Genomic DNA, 26,526 nt, shown 5'->3' with positions numbered 1-26,526 from the left:
CATGTCAATACCTTTCTTGATAATTTGCAAATGTTTGTGTACAGTTAAATTACTAGTTGACTAGGAAAGGATGTTTCGTTATGCCGCATAAACTGATGCTTCGTGTCGACCCGCACGCCACCCTTAATGTCAGTACTCAGGTTAAAGAGCAGTTAAAGTGGCTGATTGGTATTGGACAGATCGAACCATTCGATATGCTCCCTCCGGCCGGTGCGCTGGCGGATCTGCTGGGACTGAATCGCAACACCGTAAATCTGGTCTACAACCAGTTGAAGGATGAGGGGATCGTCTCGATGCATAAAGGCAAAGGAACGCAGGTATTGAACAACGCACAGGTAGAGGAGCTTAGAACTCGCAGAAAGATCATGCACGCGCTGGTAGAGCGAACGACGGAGGAGCTAAGCTCCGTTAACATCCCGGCGAGCGAGTTCTTTGCCGCATCCCTCGCCTTTACCCTGCTGCAGGAGCCTGTCCTGAACACGAAACAGCGTATTTTGTTCATCGAATGCAAGGAACATGATTTTCCCTTTTATCAGAAAGCGATTGAGCAAATAACGGGTGCCGAAGTGAAAACGGTATTTCTCGAGGACCTGTTGACGGGGACACAAGCCATATTCGACGCACTGGAGTACTCAAACCTCATCGTCACGACTTTAAACCACGATACCGAAGTGAAGGCTTTGTGCAGCAAATATGACAAAAAAGTAACGGTCATTGGCGCCAGCGTGGAAACATCGGTCCTGCTCGATATTGCCCGGCTTACGCCTGGAAGTGGAATCAGCTTTGTTTGCTTGGGTAAGGCAGGTGCACAGTGGATGGCCAGCCGTATGAAAGAAGCTGGTATTGAGGGGGTCCATGCCAGCTTGGCTGGGCTGGATAATCGGGAGGACCTACTGCAGCGGATCGAGGAATCCGATCTGATCTATGCATCTGACGCCGCATATGAAGAGGTTCGAGCCTTATCCCCCGGCAAAGTGAAGCTGTTTCCCATGACGCTGGAGAAGAGCAGCGAGAGCGTTCTGAGAGAGTTGGTCTGAATCTTAACGCACGAAAACGCCCGCTGTTATAAACAGGGGGCGTTGTTGGGCTGGATATTTCTATCTGTGCCGAATGTTCAAACTTCTGGATTCCGGTATCACTAAATCCGAAGGTCCCGTGTCGTTCCACGGGCATCGGATTGAAGGCCCAACTTCAGGTAAGCTTGCCGGCAATCCGCTTATAGGTCGCCTCGTCCGAGACCACATACAATCTGGCATCCCGCGGAATCGACACATCGAGCTTGCGATTAATGCTGAGGTCGTTGCGGTCGGAGATAAGCGTCGCTCCTTGCCGCAGCAGATCCAAAAAGGCATCGCCGTAGGTGTTCCATGCAGGGTCCAATGCCACTTCGTAAATATCATCGCCATGCTGGCGGCTAAGCAGCTGCATCAGCACATCCGAGTTTCCTTCCTGCAGCGCTGCGCGTACGGCCAATCGGGACACGGCATCATGTGAGAGCACAAACTCATTCACATGATTGTAGCGGAAATTCTGAACATGCTTCTCCTGCACAATCTCAACCGTGGTATGTACATTTGGCGCAATTCGTTCAATGCTGGATACGATCAACAGCGACTTGCCGTCCACGAGAGCCGATTCATCAATTCGGGCGTCTGCAAAAACAATGGCCGATTTGGCCTCCATGATATTGGCTCTCATTAGCACGTCATCCGCTGCTGGATCGCCGCTTACAAAATGCACCTGTTCGAGATGCTCCACCGGATGACGGTTGAGCTCATCAATGAGAACAATATCTGATTCCGGTGCAAACAACAGGATCTCTTCAATAGCGGATTGTGCCTTTTTGCTCCAATTGATAATGATGACATGACCACTACCCTTAAAATTCAACCTGCCTGCTCCTCTCTGCCGCTGCATGCTTCCAAACGATTCAATCACCTTGCCGATCACCAAACTGAGCAGCCCGATACCAAAGATATAGATAAATATCGTTAATATCTTGCCTGGCACGGTAACTGCATAATAATCGCCGTACCCTACTGTTGCCATCGTGGTAAGTACCCAATAAAAGGCGTTAAACCAATGGTGAAACGTTTCCGGCTCCAGCAGAAATGCCAGGGTCGAGCACAGCACCACAAACAGTACTACAATCACGCTGATCGTTGTTTTACGCAGACGCATCATTTTCAAAGATAATCTTAGAAAAAAGTGCACGCTCCTGCTCCTCTCCCGAAAATGGTGCTATTTGACCTAAATAATCAGGCTGCTGATTGCAAAGGCCGTACCGATAAACACCATCGCAAGCAGAATGCCGATCGCAACGTTCCCCTTTTGCAGATGCTCGCTAATACGAATGCCCGGCGTAGCCAGCTCGAATACCCAATAGGCGACAATCAAGCATACATACCCGACGGCAAACCACAGCATCATGTGCCAGATCGATGAATTCGTATATGCGGATATGCCCAGAATAATGGCCGTTGCCATAAACTTGCCGCCAAAAGCAAGGCCAACCGCAACATTGCCCTTCTTCAGCTCCTCCATGTCGTTAAACCGGGTCATCCAGCTGAAAATCAACATACCCAGCAATTGAAGCACGATAATGCAGATTACACTTACAACAATATTAATGACGACCGTCAATCCGCCCACCCCCGAAATTTTGCATAGGCCAAGTCGTAATCGGCGAAATCATGCACTTCCTCCAATACAACATCAACCCTGTCCTTCTTCTCCATTGCGGCATAACGCTTCTCATCGATCGGCTGCTTGATCCGATTGCCCGTCGGCAGCTCGATGACAGCAAAATGCCTGGTGTCCTTTTTATACGTTGTTTTATAAACCCCAACCAGCTTTACATCGGTTTTGACCGTGACTTTCAGGTTGGTTAAATCCGATTCCGCCGTTTTTTTGTCCTTAAACGACTTAATCGTCTGCCAAGACGATAATCGGATATCATTGCGCTGATTCGCATCCGTGGTAAGCTCCGCATCCATGAATTGAAGCGTCCAAATTTTATCCCCGGTAGCATAATTGTTATCGTTTGGCAGCAGCTCGTTGTCCGGCAGGACGGTCATATCGCCGCCAATCAAATCGCCAACGGTCCCTTCAATGATCCGGTAGTCCCAAGGCACGCGAGCAGAGGTTGAGGATACTTCCTCCGATCCGGTGTGGAATACCGTCGACCCATTGCCGGAGCATGCACTCAGCGCCAGGACCATGAGGGATAGGATCATTACCGTCAGGACAACCTGAAGTTTCCTCTTTCCCTTAGGAGCACCGCTATGCTGCCTTCTTTTTTGTTTCAACTGCATTTATTTCACTCCCATTGCGATAAAATGGCTGGAATTACCCGTAATCAAACCGCCCGCCCGTCCCAGCAAACCGCAAGGGATTCCGTTAAGGACGAACAATCCTGTCAGTAAATGAAATTCGCCTTCCGCCGTCTCGACGCGGGCCAGGTCTGCCCTCCGCTGATAGACCGTCGGAAACATGACACTTGTATCATAGCCGTCCTGATCCTCTACCTCGAGTTGTCCGGCCTGGTCGTACAGCTTAACTGAACCACCCTCGCGGCCGAACATCGACTTTGATACAAAATTGCCGGAGAATACCGGTTTGTTGTATGTCGGCAGCATATAATTGACGATGGCTTCACGTTCTTTCTCATCGAACAAAAGGCCCAGCTCGTACATCCCCCACATGGCGGCAAGCAGTCCTTTGGATTGCAGCAGAATGCTGTGCGGTGGGTTGAACAGCTGCAGTCGTCCTGTCTCGATGGCATAGGCAAGCGCATCTCCGCCATCATCGACGGACATCCATTCCTTCGGATATAGGGCAAACATCCGGTGAATCTCCCGGCCATCCCCGTCCTTCAGCATGCCTTCGTCCACCCACAGATCAAGACAATCCACCAGCCGGATATCCAGCCCGCTGTGCCGGACCAATGCTTCGATCGTCCCGGAGTCCTCTTTATGCTCGCCGTAAGCAATGCAGGCGGCCGTATCCGGACGCTCAACTCCCCACGCTTGTGCGACCAGCTCTTGCATCCGTTCGTTGGGAGAGAAGATACCGGCCTGAGCGCACATCCACGGCGTTGCAATGGAAGCCTCAACATAGCCTGTCGGCGTGTCCGCATTCAGCTCCAGCAGCTTGATGCTGCCGTCATGGGCAATAGCAAAATCAAACCTGGCATACCGGCTGATCAATCCCTCTTCCGGCAGGGGACATTCGTCCAGCATCTGCCACAGGACGGGCGGAATGCCGATTAAACTGTATATATGATGATTGCGATGGATATAACGGACGGTTTTGTCCAGCATGGCCCATAATACCGCAGCCGCTTCTTCCAGCTCACGATAGGTCTCTTGGCGTATGGTGACAAGCTGGTCTATCCAGTAGGCCTCCCCTTCCAAATCCGCCCAGGTAAAGCCGAGCTCCGCGAGCTCCGCTACGCGTCCCTCCCGATTGGGGTCAGGCAGTCCCGATACGGTGAATACGCTGTCGTGACTCATCCTCCAAAACCGCCGGATCTGGAGCTGGATTTCGAACCCGACGAGCTGAACCCGCTGGATTTGCCGCCAATGCCCCCGGACTTCGACGACGTGGAACGACGCGTAATCGTCCCCGAAGATGACGTTGAGGTCTTAGGACGGACGTTGGAGTTCACCACCGGTTTGTTCTGGAACGTACCGCTTGAATAGGTGCGGGGTTTATATGGCTTGCCGTTATTCGCATAATAACCGCGATGATTGTTGTACCATCCGCTGGATGAATAATACGAACCATTGTTGAACAGCATGTGATAGAGCAGCAAATCATCCCAGCCGAAGCCGGAATTGTACCCGCCATAGTTGTTGACGATCGTTGTTCCGCCGCCCGAACCTGATCCTGCAGCGGCACCTTCTACCGGTTCTTCCTGGAATTCTTTCTCGCTAGGAAACGGAATGTTCCAATCAACATTCTTGTCAAAATACTTCTTTACTTCTTCTGTTGACCAGGACACCAGCTGCGGCTCTTCGGATGAGGTAACCGCTTCCGAAGCGAGGTCTTTCGCTGCTGCGCCCGATACCAGAAATGCGTTCGCCAGCAAGGCGATGCCCAGCGAGCTCGACAAGACCCGAATCGGTTTGCCTTCCGGCGTCAGCCATTTGGATGCAGGCTGATCTTTTTTGTCTTTTTCATTACTCAAGATGGTTTCTCCTTTCGGACAGGATTAATCGTTCCGCATCGGGACGAGCAGAAGCTCAAGTTTACCCGTGTCTACACTTAATCTGCCTTCAATCGTTTCATATTCCCGGCCGCCAACAACGATATAATTCACATGCTCCAGTGCAGCTACCATGTTCATCGTCCATGACCGCTCTTCAATCTGAACCAGCTCACCGTCCGACCTCTTTTCAAACAAAATGACGTTCATCCCATTATCCACTGTGTGTCTACCCCTTCCATCTAAGCAGTGAGTATTGATACGTGTTATATTCCGAATCGTTTCAAAAAATCTACGATGGGATATCGACGCTTGCCCAGCGATCTTTTCCAAAAGACGCAACCCATATAATAACACTGCTTCTGATTATTTACACCTGCGAATTACCATTAAAAAATTGATGAAAACGAACATTCTGGCCGCACAGTACCTGATTTTTTACGTTTTATTAGGTGTAGCATCAAATTTCATGATGATGATCTGTCTTGACATTGTCACTAGTGTCATACTTTAGAATCGGTATCATTCCAGTCCAGAAAGGGGTTTTACCGATGAATGCAAATCTTGATAGATCATCAAACGTTAACCATCTTCACGATGCGAAGGCAAACAGCTCCACCCTTCCTTCAGTAACCGTGATCGGATTAGGCTCCATGGGGTCCAAGCTGGCCCGCACCTTCTTGCACAGCGGATATGCCACCACAGTCTGGAACCGCACACCTGAAAAAGCCGCTGAGCTTGTAGGCTTAGGTGCCTCCGGCGCTACGGAAATCGCAGATGCCATCGCCGCCAGTCCCCTCGTGGTCGTCTGCGTACTTGACTATGATGCTGCCCGCCATATTCTGGAACCCATGAAGGAGAAGCTTTCCGGCAAGGTTGTCGTAAATCTGACAACCGGTACTCCCGAAGAGGCCCGCACGATGGGGACATGGATGAGAAACCATGGCGCCGAGTATCTGGATGGCGGCATCATGGCCGTCCCTTCCTTGATCGCCACGCCCCATGCCGTTATCCTCTACAGCGGTTCGAAGACAGCTTACGATAATTATAAACAGGTATTGGACAGCTTAGGTACAAGTCACTATTTAGGTTCCGATCCTGCGCTTGCCCCACTGAATGACCTGGCACTGCTAAGCGGAATGTACGGTATGTTCGGGGGCTTTATCCATGCGGTGGCGCTTGTGGGCACCGAAGGCGTGAAGGCATTGGACTTCACGACGACGCTGCTGATGCCTTTTCTGCAAGCCATGATGTCCACCATGCCGGAGATGGCGAAGCAGATCGATTCCGGTGATTACTCCGCCAAGGATGCGAGCCTGGCGATGCAGGCCGCCCACGACACCATCGGGGAGGTTAGCAGGGTACAAGGCGTCAGCCCCGAGACATTCACACCGATCTTCGAGCTGATGAAACGCCGGGTGGAGGATGGACATGGAGGGGACGACTTCGCCAGCGTGATTGAACTGATCCGCAAGCGCCCATCGTCTTGATAGGCATAAGGGAGCGATTAGCGGCATGGGGCTAGCATGCAACGAAGCATTACGCTTACTGACTAGTCTAAGGCGATACTTTTTGGCTCCTCACCAGCAAAAGAAGCATGGATCCTCCCGCGGGAACGATCCGTGCTTCTTTTCCATTTCCATGCGCCCTTATTATTTAATCAATTCCCTGATCTCCTGAAAGTTATCGGCAAATCCGATAAATACCTTGTCACCAATAACGATCGTAGGTACAATCTGCTTTCCTGTCAGACGTCGTACTTCTTCCGGATATTCCGGGTTCTGTGTGCAATCATACTCCGTATACGGTACCTCCTGCTCCTTGAAGTAACGCTTGGCATGATGACAGTCGCTGCAAGTGGGTATGGTATAGATTTTTAATGATTCTGTCATATCGATCACTCCTCAAGCGAAAATTATTTAATCTCAACAACAAAAGGCACGGTCATCACTTCACCCTGATGCTGAAATTGTCCCCAGATTTTGTAGATACCGCTGTGTGGGAAGGTAGTGGCGAATTCCGCATGGGGTCCTGTGCTCCGTTCGTCCAGGGGATGTACATGAATGTACTGCTCAGCGTCTTCGGACAGAATGACCACGTGCCCCACTGCGCCCAGGTATGGCTCCAGGTTGTTGATTCCTTGCTTTGTCTTGGCATCCTGAATATGATAGGCGAGCACAACCTCTTCATTCGATAACGTATTGCTTAGGCTCAGTTCAATTTCCTTGCCGTTTACTTGTTTGATTAGGCTGGAATCCGGTTGAATCGCCGAAGATTCCCCTGCTTCTCCCTCAATCTGAACCCATTCGCTTAGCGTGGCCCCTCCAGCACCCTTAGGCACAAAATCAGCGAACAATTTATAGTCGCCGCCAGCCGGGAATGTCGTGTTCACGGTAAATACGCCATTCTCCTTGTAATCCGGATGAATATGCTCGAAGAAAGACAAATCGCGATTCACGATGATCAGATGCAGGAGCTTCTCATGATTGACATCAAAATCCTGGACAGGTCCACCGTCTTGATCCGTAATTCGAATCGTCAGCTCGGATTCGGCGCCTGCTCTTACCGGTTCATTCCATGTAAACGCGGCGTTGTAATGATCTGAGGCCGTTTCATGCCCGCCAGCGTGTTCGCCATGCCCGTTCGTTTCATGGCTTTCATTTTCCTTTTTATGGTTCCCGCCATGACCGCCCGCATCGGGGGCCAGCTTCGCGTTATCGCATGCTGTCAACAATCCAAAAGCAAGTATGCCCGTTAAGGTTAGTATGGTGCCCTTCCTATTCAACATGGGCTATCACTCCAATCATCGAATATACTGCAAGACGAATGATCATGCGTCTATATATTTAGTATACCCCCCTATCCTATAATTAATCAACTTTTTTCTGTTCGCTCCATACAAATAACACCATGCTGCCTGCATGGTGTTATCTTCCTCTTCATCATTATTACCTGAATGTTCGGATGCATTCCTTATCATTCAATGCGTATAACCGATGATTTCATATATTTTTTTCATATCCACATGATTACGAACGACTTCCGCTACACGGTCAAATTCCGCGAATTTGCGCTCTTCTGCTTTGAACGTTTCCATAATTGGAGTTAGCCCTTTCTTCATCCGAATGCCATTCAACCAGGATCTGCGAAAGACATCATTGTCAAACAAGCCATGCAGATAACATCCCCATATGCGTCCATCCGAAGTAGCTGTCCCTTCAATATGCGGTTGAATATCTTCTTTCGTCTTTAAAGCATCTGTGCCATCCGCTTCAATCGAAAAAAGCGGGCGGTATTCTGAGCCGCCAGACAAGGCGCTCCACTCGCTCACGCCCATATGGATTTCATAGGCCGTAATCGACGAATCCGCCTCTGTATCCGAGACAACGAACCTCAGCGAATGTTCCTGTAACAACTTCCCTTTCACCCGAACGGTCCTTTTATGCTTTGAAAAGGAAGTCTGAATCGGCAGCAGGCCGAGCCCCTTCGCTTCCCGAACGCTCCCTTCGACCGCATGCGGATCCGACAGCTGCTCGCCCAGCATTTGATATCCCCCGCAGATGCCAACCAGCTGCACATCCCGCTGCCGCGTCTGGCTCAAAATCGCATCGGCCAGTCCCCGATCCTGGAGGAACCCGAGGTCACTGATCGTATCCTTGGTACCAGGCAAAATAATGACGTCCGGCATTCCAAGTTCATCCGCCGATTGGACGAAGCGAACGACAACATCCGGTTCCATGCGCAGCGCATCAACATCCGTAAAGTTCGAAATACGCGGATACCGGATCACGACAATATCGAGGTCTCGTTGTTCCAGTCTTTGATTCTGAAGCTCATCCAGCACAACCGAATCCTCAGCCTCGATCCGCATGTCCTGAATATAAGGGAGTACGCCCAGCACGGGAATACCTGTCCGCTCTTCAAGCCAGTCCAGTCCCGGCTGAAGCAGCGCCAGATCCCCGCGGAATTTGTTAATGATAAATCCTTTGACCCTGGCCACCTCATGGGCCTCAAGCAGTTCAAGCGTACCTACTATGGAAGCGAACACACCTCCGCGATCGATATCGGCAACCAGAATAACCGGTGAATCCGCCCATCCTGCCAAATTCATGTTAACAATGTCCCGGTCCTTAAGATTGATCTCCGCCGGACTTCCCGCCCCCTCCATAACAACGATGTCGTAGCTCTCCCGCAGTCGATCCAGTGCATCCAGCACAATCTCTTTAGCCTTCGGCAGGAACAAAGTCCGGTAATCCATTGCACTCATCTGCATTTGAGGTACGCCGTGGATCACGATTTGCGAATGCATGTCCTTTATCGGCTTGATCAGGATCGGATTCATGTCCGTTGTTGCGGCAATGCCGCAGGCTTCAGCCTGTACGCCCTGTGCTCGGCCGATCTCTTTGCCATCCAGGGTCACATAGGAATTAAGAGCCATATTTTGCGATTTGTATGGAGCCGTGCGATAACCATCCTGTAGAAATATGCGGCATAGCGCTGTTGTGACGATGCTTTTCCCCACATCCGAAGCGGTGCCCTGCAGCATGAGTACCGCTCCTTGCCTCTTCCTGATATTCATGGGTGTATCCCTTATGTATTCTGTTTCATTCATCTTCCTCACCCTTTTCCCTGACCTATACCGCTTGCTTATATCATTATAGCAAACCATCGCCAAAGAAGTCCTTCCGCATGAAATCCGAATAAATCCGCTTGAACTTTGTCAGGCCGAAATGTAACTATATAGAATAGCAGTTTCGCATGTCCTTGCATGATTACCGAAAGGCGGAAACCCATCATGAAGCCTGAATTGAATGATAAGCAGATAACCGACATTTTCCCTTATTTGAAAGTCGTACAACCGGAAGAATGGATTCAAGCTAATCCGTTTACCAAACATTTTGAAGCCAAATCGAGAATCTTTCAACGAGAGGATGCCGCGATCTATGGCATGTTCCTCATCAGCGGATCGGCACGTATCACGATCATCCACGAAGATGGCAACGAATCGGTATTAAACATTCTATCAGCCGGAGAAGTCTGTTCGCTCCTCGTACTTAGCGGGCTAAGCGGGCAGGACTATCCGGGCACTCTGATTGCCGAGTCCAAGGTCGAGGTCTTGTATGTGCTGAAAAACAGCTTCCTCCGCTGGCTGCAGGTGTATGAACCCATCCGCAGCGCTATTTTTGGCGGTCTGCTTGATGGAACACTGCGGATGGCAAACATGCTGCAGGAGAGACAGACATTACCGCTGGAGCAGCGCCTTGCCAGGACCCTGCTGCGCATCAGCTCGGATGAACATCCACTAGTGCGCACAACCCACCAAGAGCTTGCGGATGACATTGGCTCCGTAAGAGAGGTCGTTTCCCGTACGCTGGGCCAGTTCCAAAAGAAAGGATGGCTGGAGACAGGAAGAGGCTGGGTGAAAATAATCGACCGGGCCTGTCTAACAGAAGCTGCTCTGTGACCTAGTCACAGAGCAATGGAGTCCTCCCTGCTACATTGGTAATAGGCCTCGCGCCTATATACCGTTAAGCCAGGAGGAAATCCAAAATGAACAACATGCTTCAACCCGGAGATTATGCTCCATTATTCCAAAGCGTAGATCAAAATGGAAATATGGTTTCACTGGAAGATTATCGCGGACGTAAATTACTTCTCGCCTTTTTCCGCAACGCTGCCTGTGCCCTATGCAATCTGAGGGTGCACCAGTTTATTCAGCGATATCCTCTGTGGCAGCAGCAGCATCTGAATGTCATTTGCGTTTTTGAATCACCGGATGCAGCACTTCAGCAGCATGTCGGTCAGCAAAATGCGCCGTTTCCACTTATTGCCGATCCGAATGCGGAGCTCTACTCTCTCTATGGGGTCGAGACCTCGGTAGCCAAGACACAAGCCACCTTAGCTCAACCGAATGTGCATCAGTTCACGGATGAAGCAGAAGCGGCAGGTTTCAAGCTGACGCCGGAAGAAGGTTCAAATTTCAATCGGATTCCGGCAGAGTTTGTGTTGGACGAGGACGGCATCCTACGAATCGCGTATTACGGTCGCCTGATTACCGATCATCTGCCTTACGAAACCATTGAACGTTATGCTGGCGGAACACAGCTTCCTTAGCTGGGCTGAGCCTGTCTTTCAGTCGTTTTCAGCAGTAATAAGAACTCGTAGCATGAGACATAACAACAAGCCGATCCGGATGGATCGGCTTGTTTAGTGAAGCTTATAACTATAAGTTCAAACGCTGTCTTTAAATGCTCTTAAGGGATAATATTTTCATAATGAGGGATATATTTATCCAATAATATACTTTTTTATCTAATATTGTATTATCTTGGATAAGTGACTAGAGTTGGTTAAGGGAGGAGCTGATTGAATGATAATGCATTTCTCCAAGATTAGCAACATCTATAATCATGTCAAATGGTTTACGGATAACTTTGAATGGGTCCCCCTGCCATTTCCCCGGATCATTACGCTGACATTCCTGTTTTGGTTAGCGTTTACATTGTTGATCTTATTGCTCACATGCGTCTTCCACGATCCGCTGGGGAAGATGTGGCCGGTCATGAAAGTTCATCAATGGCTGCACAGGCTAAGGCCCCATACCGAAGTCATCCTGCGCATTGGGCTGGCCATCGGCTTGGTGCTGCAGCTACTGAGCGGCTCGTATCTGGCGCCCGAGTTCAGAACCAATTCCATGTGGATTATCCTCGGTCTCTCCGCCGCCGCAGCCTGCTTGCTCTATAAGCGCACATTGCCGGTGAGTGGTGCCATCTTATTCTTGCTCTATCTGCAAGCTTCATTAACCTACGGTATGTTTCATTCCATCGATTATTTGATTTATCTCGGTATCGTGTATTATCTGTTTGTGAGCGGCACTCCAATAAAAAGAACGGCTGCCCCCGTCATGTATATATGCACGGGCATGTCCCTCGCTTGGCTTGCCATGGAAAAACTGACCATTCCCGAACTGGCTTGCTCGGTAATGGGCAGCTACGGGCTTCCTACCTTCGGTTTTACCATTGAGAATTTCGTCCTGATCACCGCTTTTATCGAAATTGGGCTGGCGTGGGCATTTATCGTGGGTATCATGAGCCGATTCACCGCCCTCCTGGTATCTGGCATTTTTATTATGACAAGCCTTGTATTCGGTTACAAGGAAGTCATAGGCCATACGATCATTCATACAGTGCTGATCCTGTTCCTGATCGAAGGGACGGGGGAGCTTAAGACTCCATTTCAATTCCACCGCTCCGCGTTACTTCGCGGGTTATTTGTAAGCGTTAACTTTTGTCTCTTTCTGTTCACATTGATGGCGCTGTATATCTGGATGGGCAAGACGTTATGACTTGCTCTGGATCCGTTGGCCATGATTCCGAAGCTCTACCACCGCTTTGGTCTCATGTGCCCTAACGACTGCATCCAGCACCTCTTGATTCCGGTACCCGTCCATAAACTCTGGGATCCCGTCGGCAGGCGTTCCCCGTAATAGCCCGGCAAAATCGGCATACTGCTTGACTTTGCAATGCTGCGGCACCTCCATTGTCGTTTTCGCGAGCTGCCCGGGCTCTTCTTCGCGAATCCATATCACCCGTTCCGGATCCAATGTGCTGGCGTGGACCGTGCCGTGGTCGCCGTAAATGGATACTTCATGCTGATTGCCTGAACCGAAGGCATTGCGCGACGTCTGGAATACGCCCATCATGCCATCTGTCATCCGAGCCTGGAAGCTGGCAAAATCATCGACTTCGATCTTGGCCATCGCTCCCGTTACCGGGTCCCTGCGTTCCGGAATGATGGTATGCAGCTGGGCCGTAATTTCTTCAAATTCACCAAACAGAAATCGGGCCATATCGATCATATGCGATCCCAGATCTCCAAGCGTCCCCGTTCCCGTGACGGCTTTGTTATATCTCCACATGTAGGGAACCTGCTGGCTCGGCACGCCAAACCCTTGCAAATACTGAATGGAGAAGTGACGGATCGTCCCGAGTTTGCCCGTTCGGACAAGTTCCCTGGCATAACGAAAAGCCGGCGTGTAACGGTATGTAAAGCCTATCATGGCCTGAACCGGCTGTTTCTCGTAGAGCTCCAGCAACGGGATTGCTTCTTCGAACACCCGCGTAAATGGTTTTTCCGCCAAAAAAGGTTTGCCCGCTTGCAGGCATGCTCTAATAATATCCGCGTGCACGTTGTTAGGCGTAACCGAAATGACGGCATCGACGTCCGGATCTTCAATTAAATCCTTAAAATCTGCATATCGCTTGCCATCCTCAATTCCCAGCTGATCGCCTACTCGGGCCACCGCTTCTCCATTGACGTCGCTCACGGCCACGAACTGATAGACATTCTCTGCATTCATCCAGCGGATGTGCTCCTGCGCCATCCCGCCCAATCCAATTAATCCGATTCGAAATTGATTCATCATCGATACCCTCCTTGTATATATATCTTATCTCTCACTGGTATTGATTATGCCGTTCGGATATATGCTGGCTACCAGGTCATTATGTCTCTCATGCCGATATTCATTCCACACCGTGACTTATGTTTCGCATGGTCGCCACCTGTAGATTGATAACATTGCCCATTCATCACTACGAATTCGGATTGTTTTTCCGATCCCTGTTACCCCCGGATTTTCTCGTAATGAAATTTAATAATGTTAAAATCCGGGGATCGTATATGCTTTCGATGCGAGCTTTCCGTTGGAAAGCTTTCGGGGGTACGCTTCGCTTCTCCAAAACAATTCCGCCTTCTCCGTTGAAGCTGATCGCATAAATAAATCACAGTTTCGTCATCGTTCGAAACGTTACTGCCCCGCAGCATATCAATCTGCGGGGCAGCTCATGACGATTGCCGTCAATCCCTATTTGACGCTGATATACCGCTGATAGGCTTCCTTGCGGATTTGTACCAGCCGCTCAAGACCCATATCGTTCAGCTTCTTGACGTACGCATCCCATTCCGCATCGATATTGCCTTCGGATATCCACTTCGCGCGGGTCGTGCCGACATAACCATCGATATCCGTTGTCAGCGTAGGCAGCTCCTGGAATTCTTCGGCGCTGTACATGACGTTCGGGAACGGCGTCGTTACGTAATCGCTGCCCAGCTTGTCGATGACCAGCTTCAAGCCATCGCCCGTGGTCTCATCCAGAATGATGTTTTTCTCGAAGCTCGGGCTTACGTACTTCGGTCCAAAATCCCTTACGGATTGCTCCCAATACCAGGCATCCGCACTCGTTCCCTCCGGCGGACTCATCAGCGTAAACGTTCCGTCGTCGTTCTTCTGAATCACCGTGCCGATGGCTCCCCAGAAATTTTGGATGCTCGCTTCATTGGTATAGAACTGGTCCGCCCAACGAGCCGAAATTTCCGGGTACTTGTTCGACGTGGTAATGAGGAATTCGTTTCTGCGGAGGCTCATGCCCTGCGGCTCGCCGCCCTGATACCTTTTTCCGTCAGGTCCGGCGATGGACGGAATCGCAATATATTGATCCTTCCACTTCCCGAACACCGCGTCCGGCACCCACTGGTTCGAGAAGCCGATCAGCGCCGCATCCGGGTTCTGATGCTTCGCCGTGGACATGGTGCTGTCCTGCGTAAAGATCTCTTGGTCTATGAGGCCCTCGGCGTACAGCTTATGCGCCCACTTGATCGCTTCTTTATAATTCTCCGTGACCGGGTAGAACACGGGCTCGTTATCGATGACCATCATGCTGTTTCCGTTGATGTCCGTAATGCCGAACGGGTTCAACAGATCGATGCTGATGTTCCCCGATCCGCTGACCGGAATTTCGTCGGCCTTGCCGTTGCCGTTCGGATCTCCTTCTTTGAACGCTTTGAATACCTCGTACAGCTCGTCTGTGTTGTCCGGAATATCAAGGCCGAGCTGATCCAGCCATGTTTTGTTGATAATCGGCTGGATCGATGCTTTCGGCCTTGACGGCAGCCGCGCCGGCAAAGAGTAGATTTTACCATCCGGGAATGTGCTCATCTTCTTCATTTCGGGTGTTTCTTCCAGTGCCGCTTTCAGGTTTGGCATGTATTGATCGATATAGTCGTCGAGCGGACGGAAATAAGACAGGTTGTTCACGATGTCGGAATCGCTGAATACGATATCGCCGAAAATAATATCCGGCAGCGTACCGCTCGCCAGCATGATCGACTTTTGTTCGCCCCAATCATTGGAAGACATGATTTGCCAATTGATTTTGACATTCGTCTCCTTCTCCAAATCCTTGAGCCACTGGTTCTGAAGGAACGTATCCCCCATGTTGCCCCAGCGAACGGTCAGCACGTCCAGCGTTATCGGCTCATTGACAATCGGCAGGCCTTCTTTGTTAAACGCGGTTTCGGCATCCGTCTTGGCGTCCTCCTTCTTGCCGCCGCTGCAGCCCGCCAGGCTCAACAGCAGGATTGCGGCCAGCATGATGACGCCAGCCAGTTTGAAGCGATGTCTCCTCTTTGCATGGTTTGTTCCCATTTAACCATTCCCCCAATTATTATTTTTAATAGATCCATCCGGCTTTACGACTTCACGGCTCCGATCATCACCCCCTGATTGAAATACTTCTGTACAAACGGGTAGATGCACATGATCGGCACCGTTGCGACGATAATGACTGCATAACGCATAATATTGGCGAGTCGCAGCGCAATGGCCGCGGCTTCTCCGGTACCCATGGCGGACTGCATCTGGTTGGTGACCAGAATATTTCGCAGGATGAGCTGCAGCGGGTACAGGTTCGTATCTTTTAAATAGATCAGGGCATTGAAATAGGAGTTCCAATGACCCACGGCCGTCCACAAGGCAATGACCGAGATGACCGCTTTCGAAAGCGGAATCACGATGGTCACGAAATATCTCAGATTTCCGCAGCCATCAAGCTGGGCCGCCTCCCATAAATCCTCCGGAATGCTGCTCTGGAAAAAAGTCCGTGCCACAATGATGTTAAAGGCGGCTACCGAAAACGGCAGCACCATAACAAGAAACGTATCGTACAACTGAAAATCGCGGATCGTCATAAAAGTCGGAATCAAACCGCCATTAAAAAACATCGTAAAAATAAAGAGCAGCGATATATACTTGCGGCCTACGAGGTCTTTTCGCGAGAGCGCGTAAGCTGCCGATATGTTAACCACCAAGCCGATGGCGGTACCTACAATCGTATACACAATCGTATTTCGGTACCCAATCCATATATTAGAGTGCTTCAGCAATTCTTGATAGCCTGCCAGCGTAAAATCCTTGGGCCACAGCCATACCTGTCCATTCGCAACCGCGGCCGGCTCGCTGAACGAAGCAATGATGATGAAGTACAGCGGGTAAATCAACACGATCAGCATCAAGACAGCGAATACATACAGGCCGATCTCCAGCACCCTGTCGGAAGATCGGGTATTCCTCCGCCTTGGCGCTGTCTTCTCTTTTATTTCCACAACGCCCATAGAACCCTTCCTCTCTTGTGTTACCACAAACTGTTTTCGCTGTATTTTTTCGAAATCTGGTTAACTAGAATCAACAGAACAAAATTAATGATTGTATTAAACAGACTGATCGCCGACGAGAAGCTGTATTGGCTGCTCAGCATCCCGATTTTGTACACATAGGTGGAGATGACCTCGCTGGAGGTAATATTGAGACTGTTTTGCATAAGGTAAACCTTCTCGAAGCCGACGCCAAGCAAGCTGCCGATCCGCAATATAAGCAAGGTTACGACCGTAGGCATCAGCATCGGGATATCGATAAACCAGATTTTCTGCCACCGGCTTGCCCCGTCCATCGTAGCCGCTTCGTACAAGCTGGGGCTCACGGCGGATAACGCCGCGATATAGATAATGCTGTCCCAGCCCGTATGCTGCCACACATCCGACCATACGTACACGCTGCTGAACAAGCCGGCCGATCCCATCAGGTTCGGCGCTTCGGCACCAAAGAGCCGGAAAATATTCCCGATCAATCCCGAGCCTGGCGAGAACAGAATCAGCATGAGTCCCACCATCACGACCGTGGATATAAAATGCGGCATATAGGTTACCGTCTGGAAGAAACGCTTGAACCCATTCTGGCGCATCTGATTGACCATCAGGGCAAGCATGATCGGAATCGGGAACGTCGCAACGCTGTATAAGCTGATTACGAGCGTGTTGGTGATCGTTGTCGAGAATTGATAAGAGTTAAAAAATTTCTCGAAATACTTTAGACCCGCCCATGGACTATCCATAATGCCGAGAGCGGGACTGTAGTCCTTGAATGCGATGAGGATGCCGTACATCGGTACGTAAGAAAACAACAGAACCAGCACAACCGCAGGCAGCAGCAGCAAATACAGGCCCCAATTTTTTCTGATCCGCCCGAGGGTTGGGTGCGTGGTTCTATTCAGTTGGCCTGCTTTCAAATCGATTCCCCTTTCTGTTCGCGTCGTCGTGAAACCGGCATGTCGAGTAAGCAACTTAAGTATACTTCTGCCCGGAATCGTTATTTGGACCTCATCATGCGCTATTCGGACCTTCTCCTTATCCCCCTTCAAGGAATCCTCGAGTCCCCTGTTGGAAGCATGCCATTATCCGGACTTTACGATGTGGTATCCGGACTTTATGATAGATGCCCGAGCGTTCACTCCTGCTTTTTTCGTGATTTCCATTTATAATGTTTTTACCACCATAAAAACGCTTTCATGTGGAAGCGGACTGAAAGGAACCAAGGCATCCGTATGGTTAAAGCATTGAATAACAAGCCTTATCCCATCCGTCACTATGTGAAAATCATGCTCTTTATCTCGATCTTTGCCCTTGTAGTGGATCTGGTGCTCAGCTTCGCCTCCATCTTCATCGTAAAGCAGCAGTCCACCCGATATTTGCAGGATACGGCGAATCTGTACATCCGGCAGATCAATCATGACTTCTCCTACATCAACCACTATATGGGCTGGACACTCGCGAATGATGAGAGCGTTAAGATGATGGATACCCCCGGCACCGATTACGTGGATTATATTAAATCGAACGAAAGAGTGCATAAGCAGTTTAACGAGCTTCAGAAAAACTACGGCCAGGAATACAACTTCTTCTTCTATTTAAAGGAACAGGACTTCTTCCAGAACTATGGACCCATGTCCCTGTCATATACAGAGTTCCTGGAACTTAAGGAACAGATCGTATCCCTCACGGATTCCAAAAACGTATACGAAACGTTCTACTCCAACTGGAACCCGATCCTTGTTCAGGACACCCATTACATCATCAACATCGTTCCTTACCACAACCGGTATCTGATCTGCCTCATCTCCGCCGACGATCTGATCCGGCCGCTCCAGCAGCTGGATTTGGGCGAGGACGGTTACGTCTCTCTGGTGAATGCTCAGGGGGCAGCCCTTACGAGCCCGGGTACAGGCGTGATGGATGCCAACCGTCTTCAAGGAGCCAAGGCATCCCTGCTGAGCCTGTCCCAGCCGCGGACTACGGTTACGGAGGGATTCTCGAACGCCTCCTTCAACGTGCAGCTGGTGATCCAATTCGGCATATTTGAGACGATCATGATCGCCCAGCTTCTCATTATGCTGTTATTTGTTGTTCTGACGTGCACGCTCAGCGTAGTTATGCTGTATTTCAAGAAGAAGGTGTTAAAGCCGATTCAGAATTTTTCAGAAAATGTAAGGCGCATCCACGAGGACAGCGAGAATCTGGATTTCATGAGCAGCGAGATTATCGAGCTGGAGCAAGTCAACTCCCAATTCAAACATCTGATCGAACAGATTAAGAAGTTTAAAATCGATATTTACGAGCAGCAGCTGGATAAGCAGAGAATCCAGCTGGATTATATGAAGCTGCAAATTAACCCCCATTTTTTCCTGAACTGCTTGACGAACATCTACAGCATGGCGCAAATGCAGATGTTTAAGGAAATCGAATATATGTCGCTGTCCACATCCAAATACTTTCGTTACATCTTTCAAAGCGGAGATAATGTCGTACGGCTGCAAGATGAAATCGAGCATGTCCGCATTTACCTGGAGATTCAGAAGCACCGCTACCGTGATGCCTTTTCATATCGCATTGATGTTGAAGAGGAGCTTTCCGGTCTCACCATTCCGCCCCTCGTGTTACAGACCTTTATCGAAAACGCGGTAAAATACGCTGTTTCCCGAGATCAAGAGCTGCAAATCCGATTATCCGTTAGCCTGCGGATGGAGGGGGAGAAACCTACTATGGTCATCCGGATATCCGATACCGGACCCGGGTTTCCCGCCGAAGTATTGGAAAAATTATCAGCCGGCAAACCGCTTGATCAAAGCGAAGGAAAACACATCGGAATCATGAACACCCTTCAGCGGCTGGAGCTGCTCTATCATCGCCGGGCGTTTGTGGAATTTTCAAACCCGGAGGAAGGCGGCGCTTGCGTCACATTAACGATTCCACAACCCATACAGGAACGGAGAGGAGAATTTCAATGAACATATTGCTAGTGGATGATGATTATTTTGTCGTGGCCGCGCTGGAGAAGAAAATCGATTGGAAGGCACTTTCAATCGAACAGGTCTATACTGCTTACAGCGTTGCGCAAGCAAGGGATATTTTGCAGCAGCATTCGGTCCACATCCTCATCTGCGATATCGAAATGCCGCAAGGCAGCGGACTCGAGCTTCTCGCCTGGATTCGCGAGGAACAATACAGCATTCAGACGATATTTCTGACGAATTACGCTGATTTCAATTATGCGCAGAAAGCCATTGAGCTGCAAAGCTTTGACTATTTTCTGAAGCCGATCGAATTCGATAAGCTAAGCCTCATCATCTCCAAAGCCGCCTATAAAGCAAAGGAACAGCAAAGCGATCAGGAAGCGATCCAGGACGGACAGCTGTGGAAAAAAAATCAAAAAAAGCTGCAAGAGCATTTTTGGAACAAGCTGATCAAAGAAAGGAAAGCTTCTTCGGACCGGACCGCCATCGCAGGATATATCGCGGAGCAGAATTTGTCCTATAAGATGTCGGATCTATTTCTTCCTGTGCTCATCACCATTTTTCCGCATGATCAAAGTTTGGGGAGAGAAGACAAGGATCTGTTTGACTATGCGTTTCTCAACGTGCTGTCCGAATTGTTCCAGGACCCGCTCTTCACGGTTGAAGCCGCTATAGAATATAAGGATTACAATTGGATGGTCATACTGAAATGGAATCATCCTCCTGATTCCCGCGTCATGGAAAACATCTGCACGTCGTTCATTGAAAAAGCCAATCAATTCCTTCGGAGCGATGCTTCATGCAGCGTATCGATTTCGGTGGCGTTGGAGGAAATCAACAAGTCCGTTCGGATTCTGCTGCAAATGAATGAGGATATGATCAAGAAGCGGAATCAGATTATTTTTCTGGAACACCATTCCCTGCAAGAAGTCGCGTATACCCCTCCCCAGCTGCAAGACTGGGAAGCGCTTCTCAGCGGGAACGATCCGGCTGGGTTTCTGGTTGAAACCCGCAAATACTTGCAAAACCTAGCCAGGAATGGCGTCTACAACGCCTCGGTGCTTCGTTTATTCCGCTTGGATATCGTGCAGCTGGTCTATTCCTATCTGAAGGGAAAAGAAATCCAGGCACATAAGCTGTATACCGGCAAAACCAATGACCAGTTGTTCCTGCAGTCATTGAACTCGATTGAAGATATGGAGAAATATACGGAGTATCTCGTCAGCACGGCAGCAGAATACCATGCCTACGCCGACCATTCGCATACCGTGGTGGAGGAGATTAAGCATTATATTCATTGCCATTACGGGGATGAGCTGACGCGTACGAGCCTGGCTGAACTCGTCTACCTCAACCCGGATTATTTGGCCCGCGTGTTCAAGAAGGAAACGGGCGTGTCTTTGGGTACATACATCATTCAATCCCGCATCAAGGCGGCCAAGCATCTGCTGGAGACGACACCATTGTCGGTGTACCAGATTGCGGCTAAGGTGGGATACGCCAACTATTCCTATTTCTCCAAGCTGTTCAAGCAGGATACGGGCTGGTCGCCCAGCGATTACAGGCGGGTGCTGCAAGCCGGGAGCAGCGGAAAGATCGATCATGCGAAATAACATTACACTTTCGACTTAGGCATTGAGCATCAGCTGTCCGCAACCACATCTTGAACATAAAAAGTACCGCAGCCTCAAGCTTCATCTGCTTGGCACCGCGGTACTTTTTCTATAATAAGAATGAGAGCTAATCGATATGGATTACGCAGGGTAAATATCGAAATCCTTCAGCGTTTCTCCCGTCCGGGCCGATTCAAACACGGCTTCGATCAGGTTCAGAACGCGCAGCACTTCCTCGTTCTTCACAATCGGCTCAGCCTCGCCTTGAATCACGGCCGCAAAGTTATCGAAGAAGCTGCTGGATTGACGGTATGGCTCCGGCAGAGCTCCCGTAATGGTAGCTTCTTCAGAAGGAGGAGCCATCGTTTTGGTCAATCCTACCCCGGCTTGAATTGGCTTCGGCTCCACTTTCACCGCATCCTGGTTCCGTGTAACCACTCTTCCGTTTAACGACCAATCCTCAATAATGCCGGTTCCCTCGGTTCCTTTGACGTACCAGCGAGGCAGCGTTATGAAATTGGTCGTTCCCACTTCAATCAGAACGGATACTCCGTTCTCGAATTCAATGACCGATTCAAAGCCGTCATCCACCTCATCGCCGAGAATAAAGCTTAAGCGGCTGCTCAGGCTCGTAATCCGGCTGTCCACCATGAACAGGACCTGGTCAAGAAGATGCACGCCCCAGTCCAGCAGCATGCCGCCGCCGTGCGCTTCCAGATGGCGCCAGTCGCCCGGAATGCCGTTCGCCCCGTGTACCCTGGATTCGATACGGAACAAATCGCCAATCGTCTTTTCGTTGTACATTTGCTTAATCGTCAGGAAATCCTCGTCCCAGCGGCGGTTCTGGTGGACCATCAGCACCCGGCCGGCAGCATCGGCCGCAGACACCATCTCTTTGAAGTCACTGACGGACAATGTTACCGGCTTCTCGCAGATGACATGTTTGCCGGCATTAAACGCCTGCAGCGCCAGTTCCTTGTGCACGTCATTAGGCGTAGCAATGAGCACCACGTCAACCGCAGCATCGTTTAGTACCTGCTCATAACTCTCATAGGCAGGATACCCGTCCTGCTGGGATACTTCCCGGCGATCTTTCAAAACATCGAAGGTTCCCGTAACCTCGAGATATGCATTGTCCTTAATCAGCTTGGCGTGGTAGCTGCCCATTCCGCCATACCCCACGATCACGATCGCATGTTTTCTTTTCTCCATCGTCATAGTTACATAGCTCCTTTATCACATCTAAGCAGTAAACGCATACACATCCATTATAATACCATATGCGAAATAACTGTCCTCTTGTAACGATATTGTATTCCCGCCGTTATCGCAAGGCTGTGAGTTACTTCGCAGCCCGGAAGAAATGAGCAAAATATGTCCCGAAAAAAAAAGCGTTACCCTGCTTCTATCGCAAAAGGTAACGCTTCTTGATCTTGCTGGATTACTCCTTCACTACCAATTTCAGCGGCGCGGCGATATTCTTCTCTACCTCTTTGCCTTGCAGCACGTCTTTCGCTGCCCCGACGGCAAGCTGACCGATCAGCTCCGGCTGCTGGGCTACGGTAGCCGTCAGGTTGCCGGCTTCGATGGACTTCAGCGCATCGTCGTTACCGTCAAAGCCGATGACCATGATGTCTTTGCCCGAGCTTTGGATCGCTTCGATTGCGCCCAGGGCCATTTCGTCATTGTGGGCAAAAATCGCTTTGGCGTCCGGATTACCTTGCAGCAGATTTTCCGTGACGGTAAGACCCTTCGTCCGGTCAAAATCCGCTGCCTGCTTCGCAACCACGTTCAGCTGCTCATCTGCGATATCATGGAAGCCCTGGCCGCGTTCGCGGGTCGCGGAAGCACCCGGAACGCCTTCGAGCTCAATGACTTTCGTATCTTTGCCCAGCTGATCCACGATGTACTCGGCTGCCATCTGACCGCCCTTGACGTTATCGGAGGCAACCAGCGCAGCGACCTCGCCTTGATCTGCGGAACGGTCGAGTGTAATGACCGGAATGCCCAAGCTGTTTGCCGTTTGCACTACGGTTGAAATCGCGGACGAGTCCGTCGGGTTAATCAGCAGTGCATTGACGCCCTGTTGAATCAGGTCGTCGACGTCGTTGCTCTGCTTGGCCGAGTCATTCTGTGCGTCTACGACAACGACCTCCATTCCTTGCTTGGTCGCTTCGGCGACGACGCCATCCTTCAGGGATACAAAGAACGGGTTATTCAAGGTCGAGATGGAAAGACCGATTTTGATGTCTTTGACATCGCCGCTAGCCTTGGGCTTCGCCCATTCCGGCGGCTCCAGAGAACAGCCTGTTATGAAGATCAGCATAAGCGATACGAGCAGCAAAGTTGTTTTTTTCATCGTTCATTCTCCCCCTTAAGCCGATTTTCTACGGTCGAGCAGTACGGCAATCGCAATCACGACGCCTTTGACAACCATCTGATAGAAAGAGTTCACACCGAGCAGGTTGAGCCCGTTGTTCAGTATGCCTATGATCAGCACACCGATTAACGTACCGACAATCCGGCCGCGACCGCCGGTCAGGCTCGTACCGCCGAGAACAACGGCTGCGATGGCATCCAATTCATAGGACGTACCCGCTGTCGGCTGTGCCGAATTCAAACGGGAGGTCAGAATCGCGCCCGCCAGCGCGGACAGCATCCCTGCCAGGGAGTAGATCATAATCTTGACGCGCGGTACTTTAATACCGGATACAAGCGATGCTTTTTCGTTACCGCCGATGGCATACGTTTTGCGGCCAAAAGACGTTTTATGCAGGATGACCCATAGCACCGCAAACGTGATAATCATCGTAATGGCGGGTACCGGAATACCCAGCAGGTATCCGCGGCCGAACAATTGAAATACAAGGCTGTCGCCGAGACCCGTAATCGGGTTACCGTTCGTATAAACGAGCGTAAGGCCTCGGAATATCGTCATGGTAGCCAGGGTGGCGATAAACGGCGCCATTTTCCCCTTGGTAATCATGAGACCATTGATCATCCCCATGACACCGCCAAGCGCAACGCCGATGATAATCGAGAGGATCGGGTCAAACCCGGCCACCATCATATTGGCGACAAATGCGCTGGACAGCGCGAGAATCGAACCGACCGACAGGTCAATGCCGCCTGTCAGGATTACAAACGTCATACCGAATGCAATCAATGCATTAATCGATACCTGACGCAGCAGGTTCAGAATGTTAAGCGGTTCCAAGAAGCTTGGATTTAGGACGGATACGATAACGATAAGAATGATCAGTCCGAGCAGCGGACCGAGCTTTTGCGTCAAACCTGAGACCTTAAACCCTTTTTCCGCCTTGGCATCGTTAATAGTTGTCATATTACTGACCTCCTGTAGCTAGAGTCATGATGTGTTCCTGCGTGGCTTGTTCGCGATCCAGTTCACCGGAAATTCTGCCTTCGTGAACAACGAGAATCCGGTCGCTCATTCCGAGCACCTCCGGCAGCTCCGACGACACCATCAGAATCGCCACGCCCCGTTCGGTCAGCTCATTCATCAACTGATAAATTTCCCGCTTTGCACCAACGTCTACGCCGCGTGTCGGCTCATCTAGGATGAGCACGCTCGGCCCAATGCCGATCCACTTGGCAATAACGACCTTCTGTTGGTTACCACCAGACAGATTGCGTGCCAGCGTCTCGGATGTATGCGTTTTGATCTGCAGCCGCTTCGTCAACGTATCCACGAAATCCTGTTCCTTCTTCCCGGAGATGAACCCTCTGGAAGAGAAGCTGAACAGATTGGGCAGCGCCATATTTTCACGGACCGAGAAATCCAGGACCAACCCCTCATCCTTGCGGTCCTCTGTGATGAATCCAATGCCGTGTTTCACGGCATCATCCGGCTTCTTGATCGTAACTTTCTTTCCGCGTACCCAGATTTCGCCGCTATCCAGCGGGTCCAATCCGAAGATCGCTCTCATCATCTCGGTGCGCCCAGCCCCCATCAGGCCGGATACGCCAACGATTTCGCCGGCACGAACCGAAAAGCTCACATTCTCGAACCGGCCTTTGCTGCTAATATTCTTCACTTCCAGCACAGGCTCACCCGGAGAGGGATGGCGTGCCGGATATCGCTCGGTCAGCTCCCGGCCGACCATCTTTTTGACGACTTCATCAAAGTCCGTGTCCGGAATAGCTTTGGTATCGACGGATTTACCATCCCGCATGACCGTAATCCGGTCGCAGATCGTAAAGATCTCCTCCATCCGGTGAGAGATGTAGACGATGGATACGCCTTGTTTTTTCAATGAACGAATGACGTCAAACAGCTTCTCGATTTCTCTTTCGGTCAGCGCCGCCGTCGGCTCGTCCATAATGATGACTTTTGCTTGGGTCATGAGCGCCTTGGCGATCTCAATCATCTGCTGCTGGCCGACGGAGCATTCCCCCGCCTCCTGCGTTAGTGGTATCTTCACCGCCAGTTTGCCGAACTGTTCCTTCGCAAGCGCCTTCATCTGCTTCATGTTGAGGAAACCCAGGCCGGATGTCATCTCCTTGCCGATAAACAAGTTATCCAGAACCGTCATTTCCGGCCAGATGTTAAGCTCTTGATGGATGAAGGCAACGCCTCTTTCTTCCGCTTCCTTCGGATTAGCAAAATAAGTTTCCTTGCCGTCGATGACAATCTTGCCCTCATCCCGGCTGTGAAGACCGGTCAATATATTCATCAGCGTCGATTTGCCCGCGCCGTTCTCTCCCATCAGGGCGTGAACCTCTCCTTCCCGGAGATCAAAGTCTACGCCTGCCAGTACGCGGTTCGTGCCAAAGGATTTATGGATATTGGTCATCTCAATGTTCATGGTGCTTCCTCCTTTTTAACCGAAATGAACACCGGCCTGCAAAATGCAGTTCGCATAGGGCTTGGCTTCTCCTGTACGGATAACCGCCTTGGCGTTTTGCGTCCGTGCTTTGAACAACTCGTGCGAGCAAGCCTCGATCTCGCAATCCTGAAAGTTCTCCTGTATATAATGCAGTGTTTCCTTATTATCTAGCTTCATTTCTTCAGCAATCACGATTTTTTCAATCACCATATCGTCGGCGATCGCTTCCACCACCTCGGTAAAGCTTGGCGTCCCCAGCGTGAGAGCCAGGTCGATCTTCGGAACGCCTGGGGGAATCGGAAGACCGACGTCTCCAACTACGATGGTATCGGTGTGCCCCAGATCTGCCAGCACTTTCGCAATGTGACTGTTTAGCATGCCGTTCTTCTTCATGA

At 50.4% G+C, this 26,526-nt stretch carries 25 protein-coding genes; 7 read left to right on the top strand and 18 right to left on the bottom strand.

Features of this window, described 5'->3' with window-relative positions; genetic code table 11:
* Nucleotides 1-80: 80 nt before the first annotated feature.
* Nucleotides 81-1,037 (top strand): GntR family transcriptional regulator, encoded by a 957-nt coding sequence (locus BJP58_RS30470; protein ID WP_194541818.1) that lies wholly within the window; start codon nucleotides 81-83, stop codon nucleotides 1,035-1,037.
* Between the two features lie 154 nt (nucleotides 1,038-1,191).
* On the opposite strand, the gene BJP58_RS30465 is transcribed toward BJP58_RS30470, so the two are convergent.
* Genes BJP58_RS30465 through BJP58_RS30440 form a run of 6 tightly spaced genes read right to left on the bottom strand, consistent with a single transcriptional unit; the run spans nucleotide 1,192 to nucleotide 5,419 of the window.
* Nucleotides 1,192-2,214, bottom strand: a complete 1,023-nt coding sequence (locus BJP58_RS30465) for a potassium channel family protein (RefSeq protein WP_194541817.1) — start codon at nucleotides 2,212-2,214, stop codon at nucleotides 1,192-1,194.
* Between the two features lie 36 nt (nucleotides 2,215-2,250).
* Complete coding sequence (locus BJP58_RS30460) at nucleotides 2,251-2,643, bottom strand: DUF350 domain-containing protein (RefSeq protein ID WP_100536174.1); 393 nt, start codon at nucleotides 2,641-2,643, stop codon at nucleotides 2,251-2,253.
* Complete coding sequence (locus tag BJP58_RS30455; protein WP_194541816.1) at nucleotides 2,640-3,314, bottom strand: hypothetical protein; 675 nt, start codon at nucleotides 3,312-3,314, stop codon at nucleotides 2,640-2,642. Before BJP58_RS30455 ends, BJP58_RS30460 begins: the two co-directional genes overlap by 4 nt.
* Complete coding sequence (locus tag BJP58_RS30450; protein ID WP_194541815.1) at nucleotides 3,315-4,514, bottom strand: glutathionylspermidine synthase family protein; 1,200 nt, start codon at nucleotides 4,512-4,514, stop codon at nucleotides 3,315-3,317.
* Complete coding sequence (locus tag BJP58_RS30445) at nucleotides 4,511-5,191, bottom strand: hypothetical protein (RefSeq protein WP_194541814.1); 681 nt, start codon at nucleotides 5,189-5,191, stop codon at nucleotides 4,511-4,513. The genes BJP58_RS30450 and BJP58_RS30445 overlap by 4 nt, the downstream gene beginning before the upstream one ends.
* 24 nt (nucleotides 5,192-5,215) lie before the next feature.
* Entirely contained in the window at nucleotides 5,216-5,419 is a 204-nt protein-coding gene (locus BJP58_RS30440) for a hypothetical protein (RefSeq protein ID WP_233354808.1), read from the bottom strand.
* Between the two features lie 341 nt (nucleotides 5,420-5,760).
* On the opposite strand from BJP58_RS30440, the gene BJP58_RS30435 reads away from it, so the two are divergent.
* Complete coding sequence (locus tag BJP58_RS30435; protein WP_194541812.1) at nucleotides 5,761-6,699, top strand: NAD(P)-dependent oxidoreductase; 939 nt, start codon at nucleotides 5,761-5,763, stop codon at nucleotides 6,697-6,699.
* Nucleotides 6,700-6,861: 162 nt separating this feature from the next.
* Here the strand turns inward: BJP58_RS30435 and BJP58_RS30430 are convergent, their stop codons facing one another.
* The 3 genes from BJP58_RS30430 to BJP58_RS30420 all read right to left on the bottom strand — a co-directional run bounded on the left by BJP58_RS30430 (nucleotide 6,862) and on the right by BJP58_RS30420 (nucleotide 9,788).
* Complete coding sequence (locus BJP58_RS30430; protein WP_071223769.1) at nucleotides 6,862-7,101, bottom strand: glutaredoxin family protein; 240 nt, start codon at nucleotides 7,099-7,101, stop codon at nucleotides 6,862-6,864.
* Nucleotides 7,102-7,124: 23 nt separating this feature from the next.
* Nucleotides 7,125-7,997, bottom strand: coding sequence for a hypothetical protein (locus BJP58_RS30425; protein ID WP_194541810.1), 873 nt, complete (start codon nucleotides 7,995-7,997; stop codon nucleotides 7,125-7,127).
* A gap of 192 nt (nucleotides 7,998-8,189) precedes the next feature.
* Nucleotides 8,190-9,788 (bottom strand): cobyric acid synthase, encoded by a 1,599-nt coding sequence (locus BJP58_RS30420; RefSeq protein ID WP_233354807.1) that lies wholly within the window; start codon nucleotides 9,786-9,788, stop codon nucleotides 8,190-8,192.
* A gap of 216 nt (nucleotides 9,789-10,004) precedes the next feature.
* Here BJP58_RS30420 and BJP58_RS30415 point away from each other — a divergent pair, with 216 nt between their 5' ends.
* From BJP58_RS30415 to BJP58_RS30405, 3 genes are all read left to right on the top strand, one after another.
* Entirely contained in the window at nucleotides 10,005-10,673 is a 669-nt protein-coding gene (locus BJP58_RS30415; protein ID WP_194541807.1) for a Crp/Fnr family transcriptional regulator, read from the top strand.
* An 86-nt stretch (nucleotides 10,674-10,759) separates the two neighbouring features.
* Nucleotides 10,760-11,323, top strand: a complete 564-nt coding sequence (locus tag BJP58_RS30410; protein ID WP_194541806.1) for a peroxiredoxin family protein — start codon at nucleotides 10,760-10,762, stop codon at nucleotides 11,321-11,323.
* A gap of 256 nt (nucleotides 11,324-11,579) precedes the next feature.
* Nucleotides 11,580-12,554, top strand: a complete 975-nt coding sequence (locus BJP58_RS30405; RefSeq protein WP_194541805.1) for a hypothetical protein — start codon at nucleotides 11,580-11,582, stop codon at nucleotides 12,552-12,554.
* On the opposite strand, the gene BJP58_RS30400 is transcribed toward BJP58_RS30405, so the two are convergent.
* From BJP58_RS30400 to BJP58_RS30385, 4 genes are all read right to left on the bottom strand, one after another.
* Nucleotides 12,549-13,634 carry a Gfo/Idh/MocA family protein gene (locus tag BJP58_RS30400; RefSeq protein ID WP_233354806.1) on the bottom strand — a complete coding sequence of 362 codons (1,086 nt, stop codon included), beginning with the start codon at nucleotides 13,632-13,634 and terminating at the stop codon, nucleotides 12,549-12,551. The two genes, BJP58_RS30405 and BJP58_RS30400, sit on opposite strands and share 6 nt — an antisense overlap.
* A 441-nt stretch (nucleotides 13,635-14,075) precedes the next feature.
* Nucleotides 14,076-15,695, bottom strand: coding sequence for an extracellular solute-binding protein (locus tag BJP58_RS30395; protein ID WP_194541804.1), 1,620 nt, complete (start codon nucleotides 15,693-15,695; stop codon nucleotides 14,076-14,078).
* 44 nt (nucleotides 15,696-15,739) lie between these two features.
* Entirely contained in the window at nucleotides 15,740-16,660 is a 921-nt protein-coding gene (locus tag BJP58_RS30390; protein ID WP_194541802.1) for a carbohydrate ABC transporter permease, read from the bottom strand.
* Nucleotides 16,661-16,680: 20 nt separating this feature from the next.
* Nucleotides 16,681-17,610, bottom strand: coding sequence for an ABC transporter permease (locus tag BJP58_RS30385; RefSeq protein WP_194541801.1), 930 nt, complete (start codon nucleotides 17,608-17,610; stop codon nucleotides 16,681-16,683).
* Between the two features lie 315 nt (nucleotides 17,611-17,925).
* Between BJP58_RS30385 and BJP58_RS30380 the strand changes: the two genes are divergently transcribed.
* Both BJP58_RS30380 and BJP58_RS30375 read left to right on the top strand, forming a co-directional pair.
* Complete coding sequence (locus tag BJP58_RS30380; protein ID WP_194541800.1) at nucleotides 17,926-19,665, top strand: sensor histidine kinase; 1,740 nt, start codon at nucleotides 17,926-17,928, stop codon at nucleotides 19,663-19,665.
* On the top strand, nucleotides 19,662-21,284 hold the full coding sequence (locus BJP58_RS30375; RefSeq protein ID WP_194541799.1) for a response regulator: 1,623 nt from the start codon (nucleotides 19,662-19,664) through the stop codon (nucleotides 21,282-21,284). Before BJP58_RS30380 ends, BJP58_RS30375 begins: the two co-directional genes overlap by 4 nt.
* 141 nt (nucleotides 21,285-21,425) lie before the next feature.
* Here the strand turns inward: BJP58_RS30375 and BJP58_RS30370 are convergent, their stop codons facing one another.
* The 5 genes from BJP58_RS30370 to rbsD all read right to left on the bottom strand — a co-directional run bounded on the left by BJP58_RS30370 (nucleotide 21,426) and on the right by rbsD (nucleotide 26,524).
* Nucleotides 21,426-22,502, bottom strand: a complete 1,077-nt coding sequence (locus tag BJP58_RS30370) for a Gfo/Idh/MocA family protein (protein ID WP_194541798.1) — start codon at nucleotides 22,500-22,502, stop codon at nucleotides 21,426-21,428.
* Between the two features lie 223 nt (nucleotides 22,503-22,725).
* Nucleotides 22,726-23,643 carry a ribose ABC transporter substrate-binding protein RbsB gene (gene rbsB / locus BJP58_RS30365; RefSeq protein WP_194541797.1) on the bottom strand — a complete coding sequence of 306 codons (918 nt, stop codon included), beginning with the start codon at nucleotides 23,641-23,643 and terminating at the stop codon, nucleotides 22,726-22,728.
* A 15-nt stretch (nucleotides 23,644-23,658) separates the two neighbouring features.
* Nucleotides 23,659-24,627, bottom strand: coding sequence for a ribose ABC transporter permease RbsC (rbsC, locus tag BJP58_RS30360; RefSeq protein ID WP_009592570.1), 969 nt, complete (start codon nucleotides 24,625-24,627; stop codon nucleotides 23,659-23,661).
* Nucleotide 24,628: 1 nt separating this feature from the next.
* Nucleotides 24,629-26,110 carry a sugar ABC transporter ATP-binding protein gene (locus BJP58_RS30355; RefSeq protein ID WP_194541796.1) on the bottom strand — a complete coding sequence of 494 codons (1,482 nt, stop codon included), beginning with the start codon at nucleotides 26,108-26,110 and terminating at the stop codon, nucleotides 24,629-24,631.
* A gap of 15 nt (nucleotides 26,111-26,125) precedes the next feature.
* Entirely contained in the window at nucleotides 26,126-26,524 is a 399-nt protein-coding gene (gene rbsD / locus BJP58_RS30350; protein WP_194541795.1) for a D-ribose pyranase, read from the bottom strand.
* Between the last annotated feature and the right edge of the window lie 2 nt (nucleotides 26,525-26,526).

This window comes from Paenibacillus sp. JZ16, from assembly GCF_015326965.1.
GTDB lineage: Bacteria > Bacillota > Bacilli > Paenibacillales > Paenibacillaceae > Paenibacillus_AQ.
This window is presented reverse-complemented; position numbering and strand designations above follow the sequence as displayed.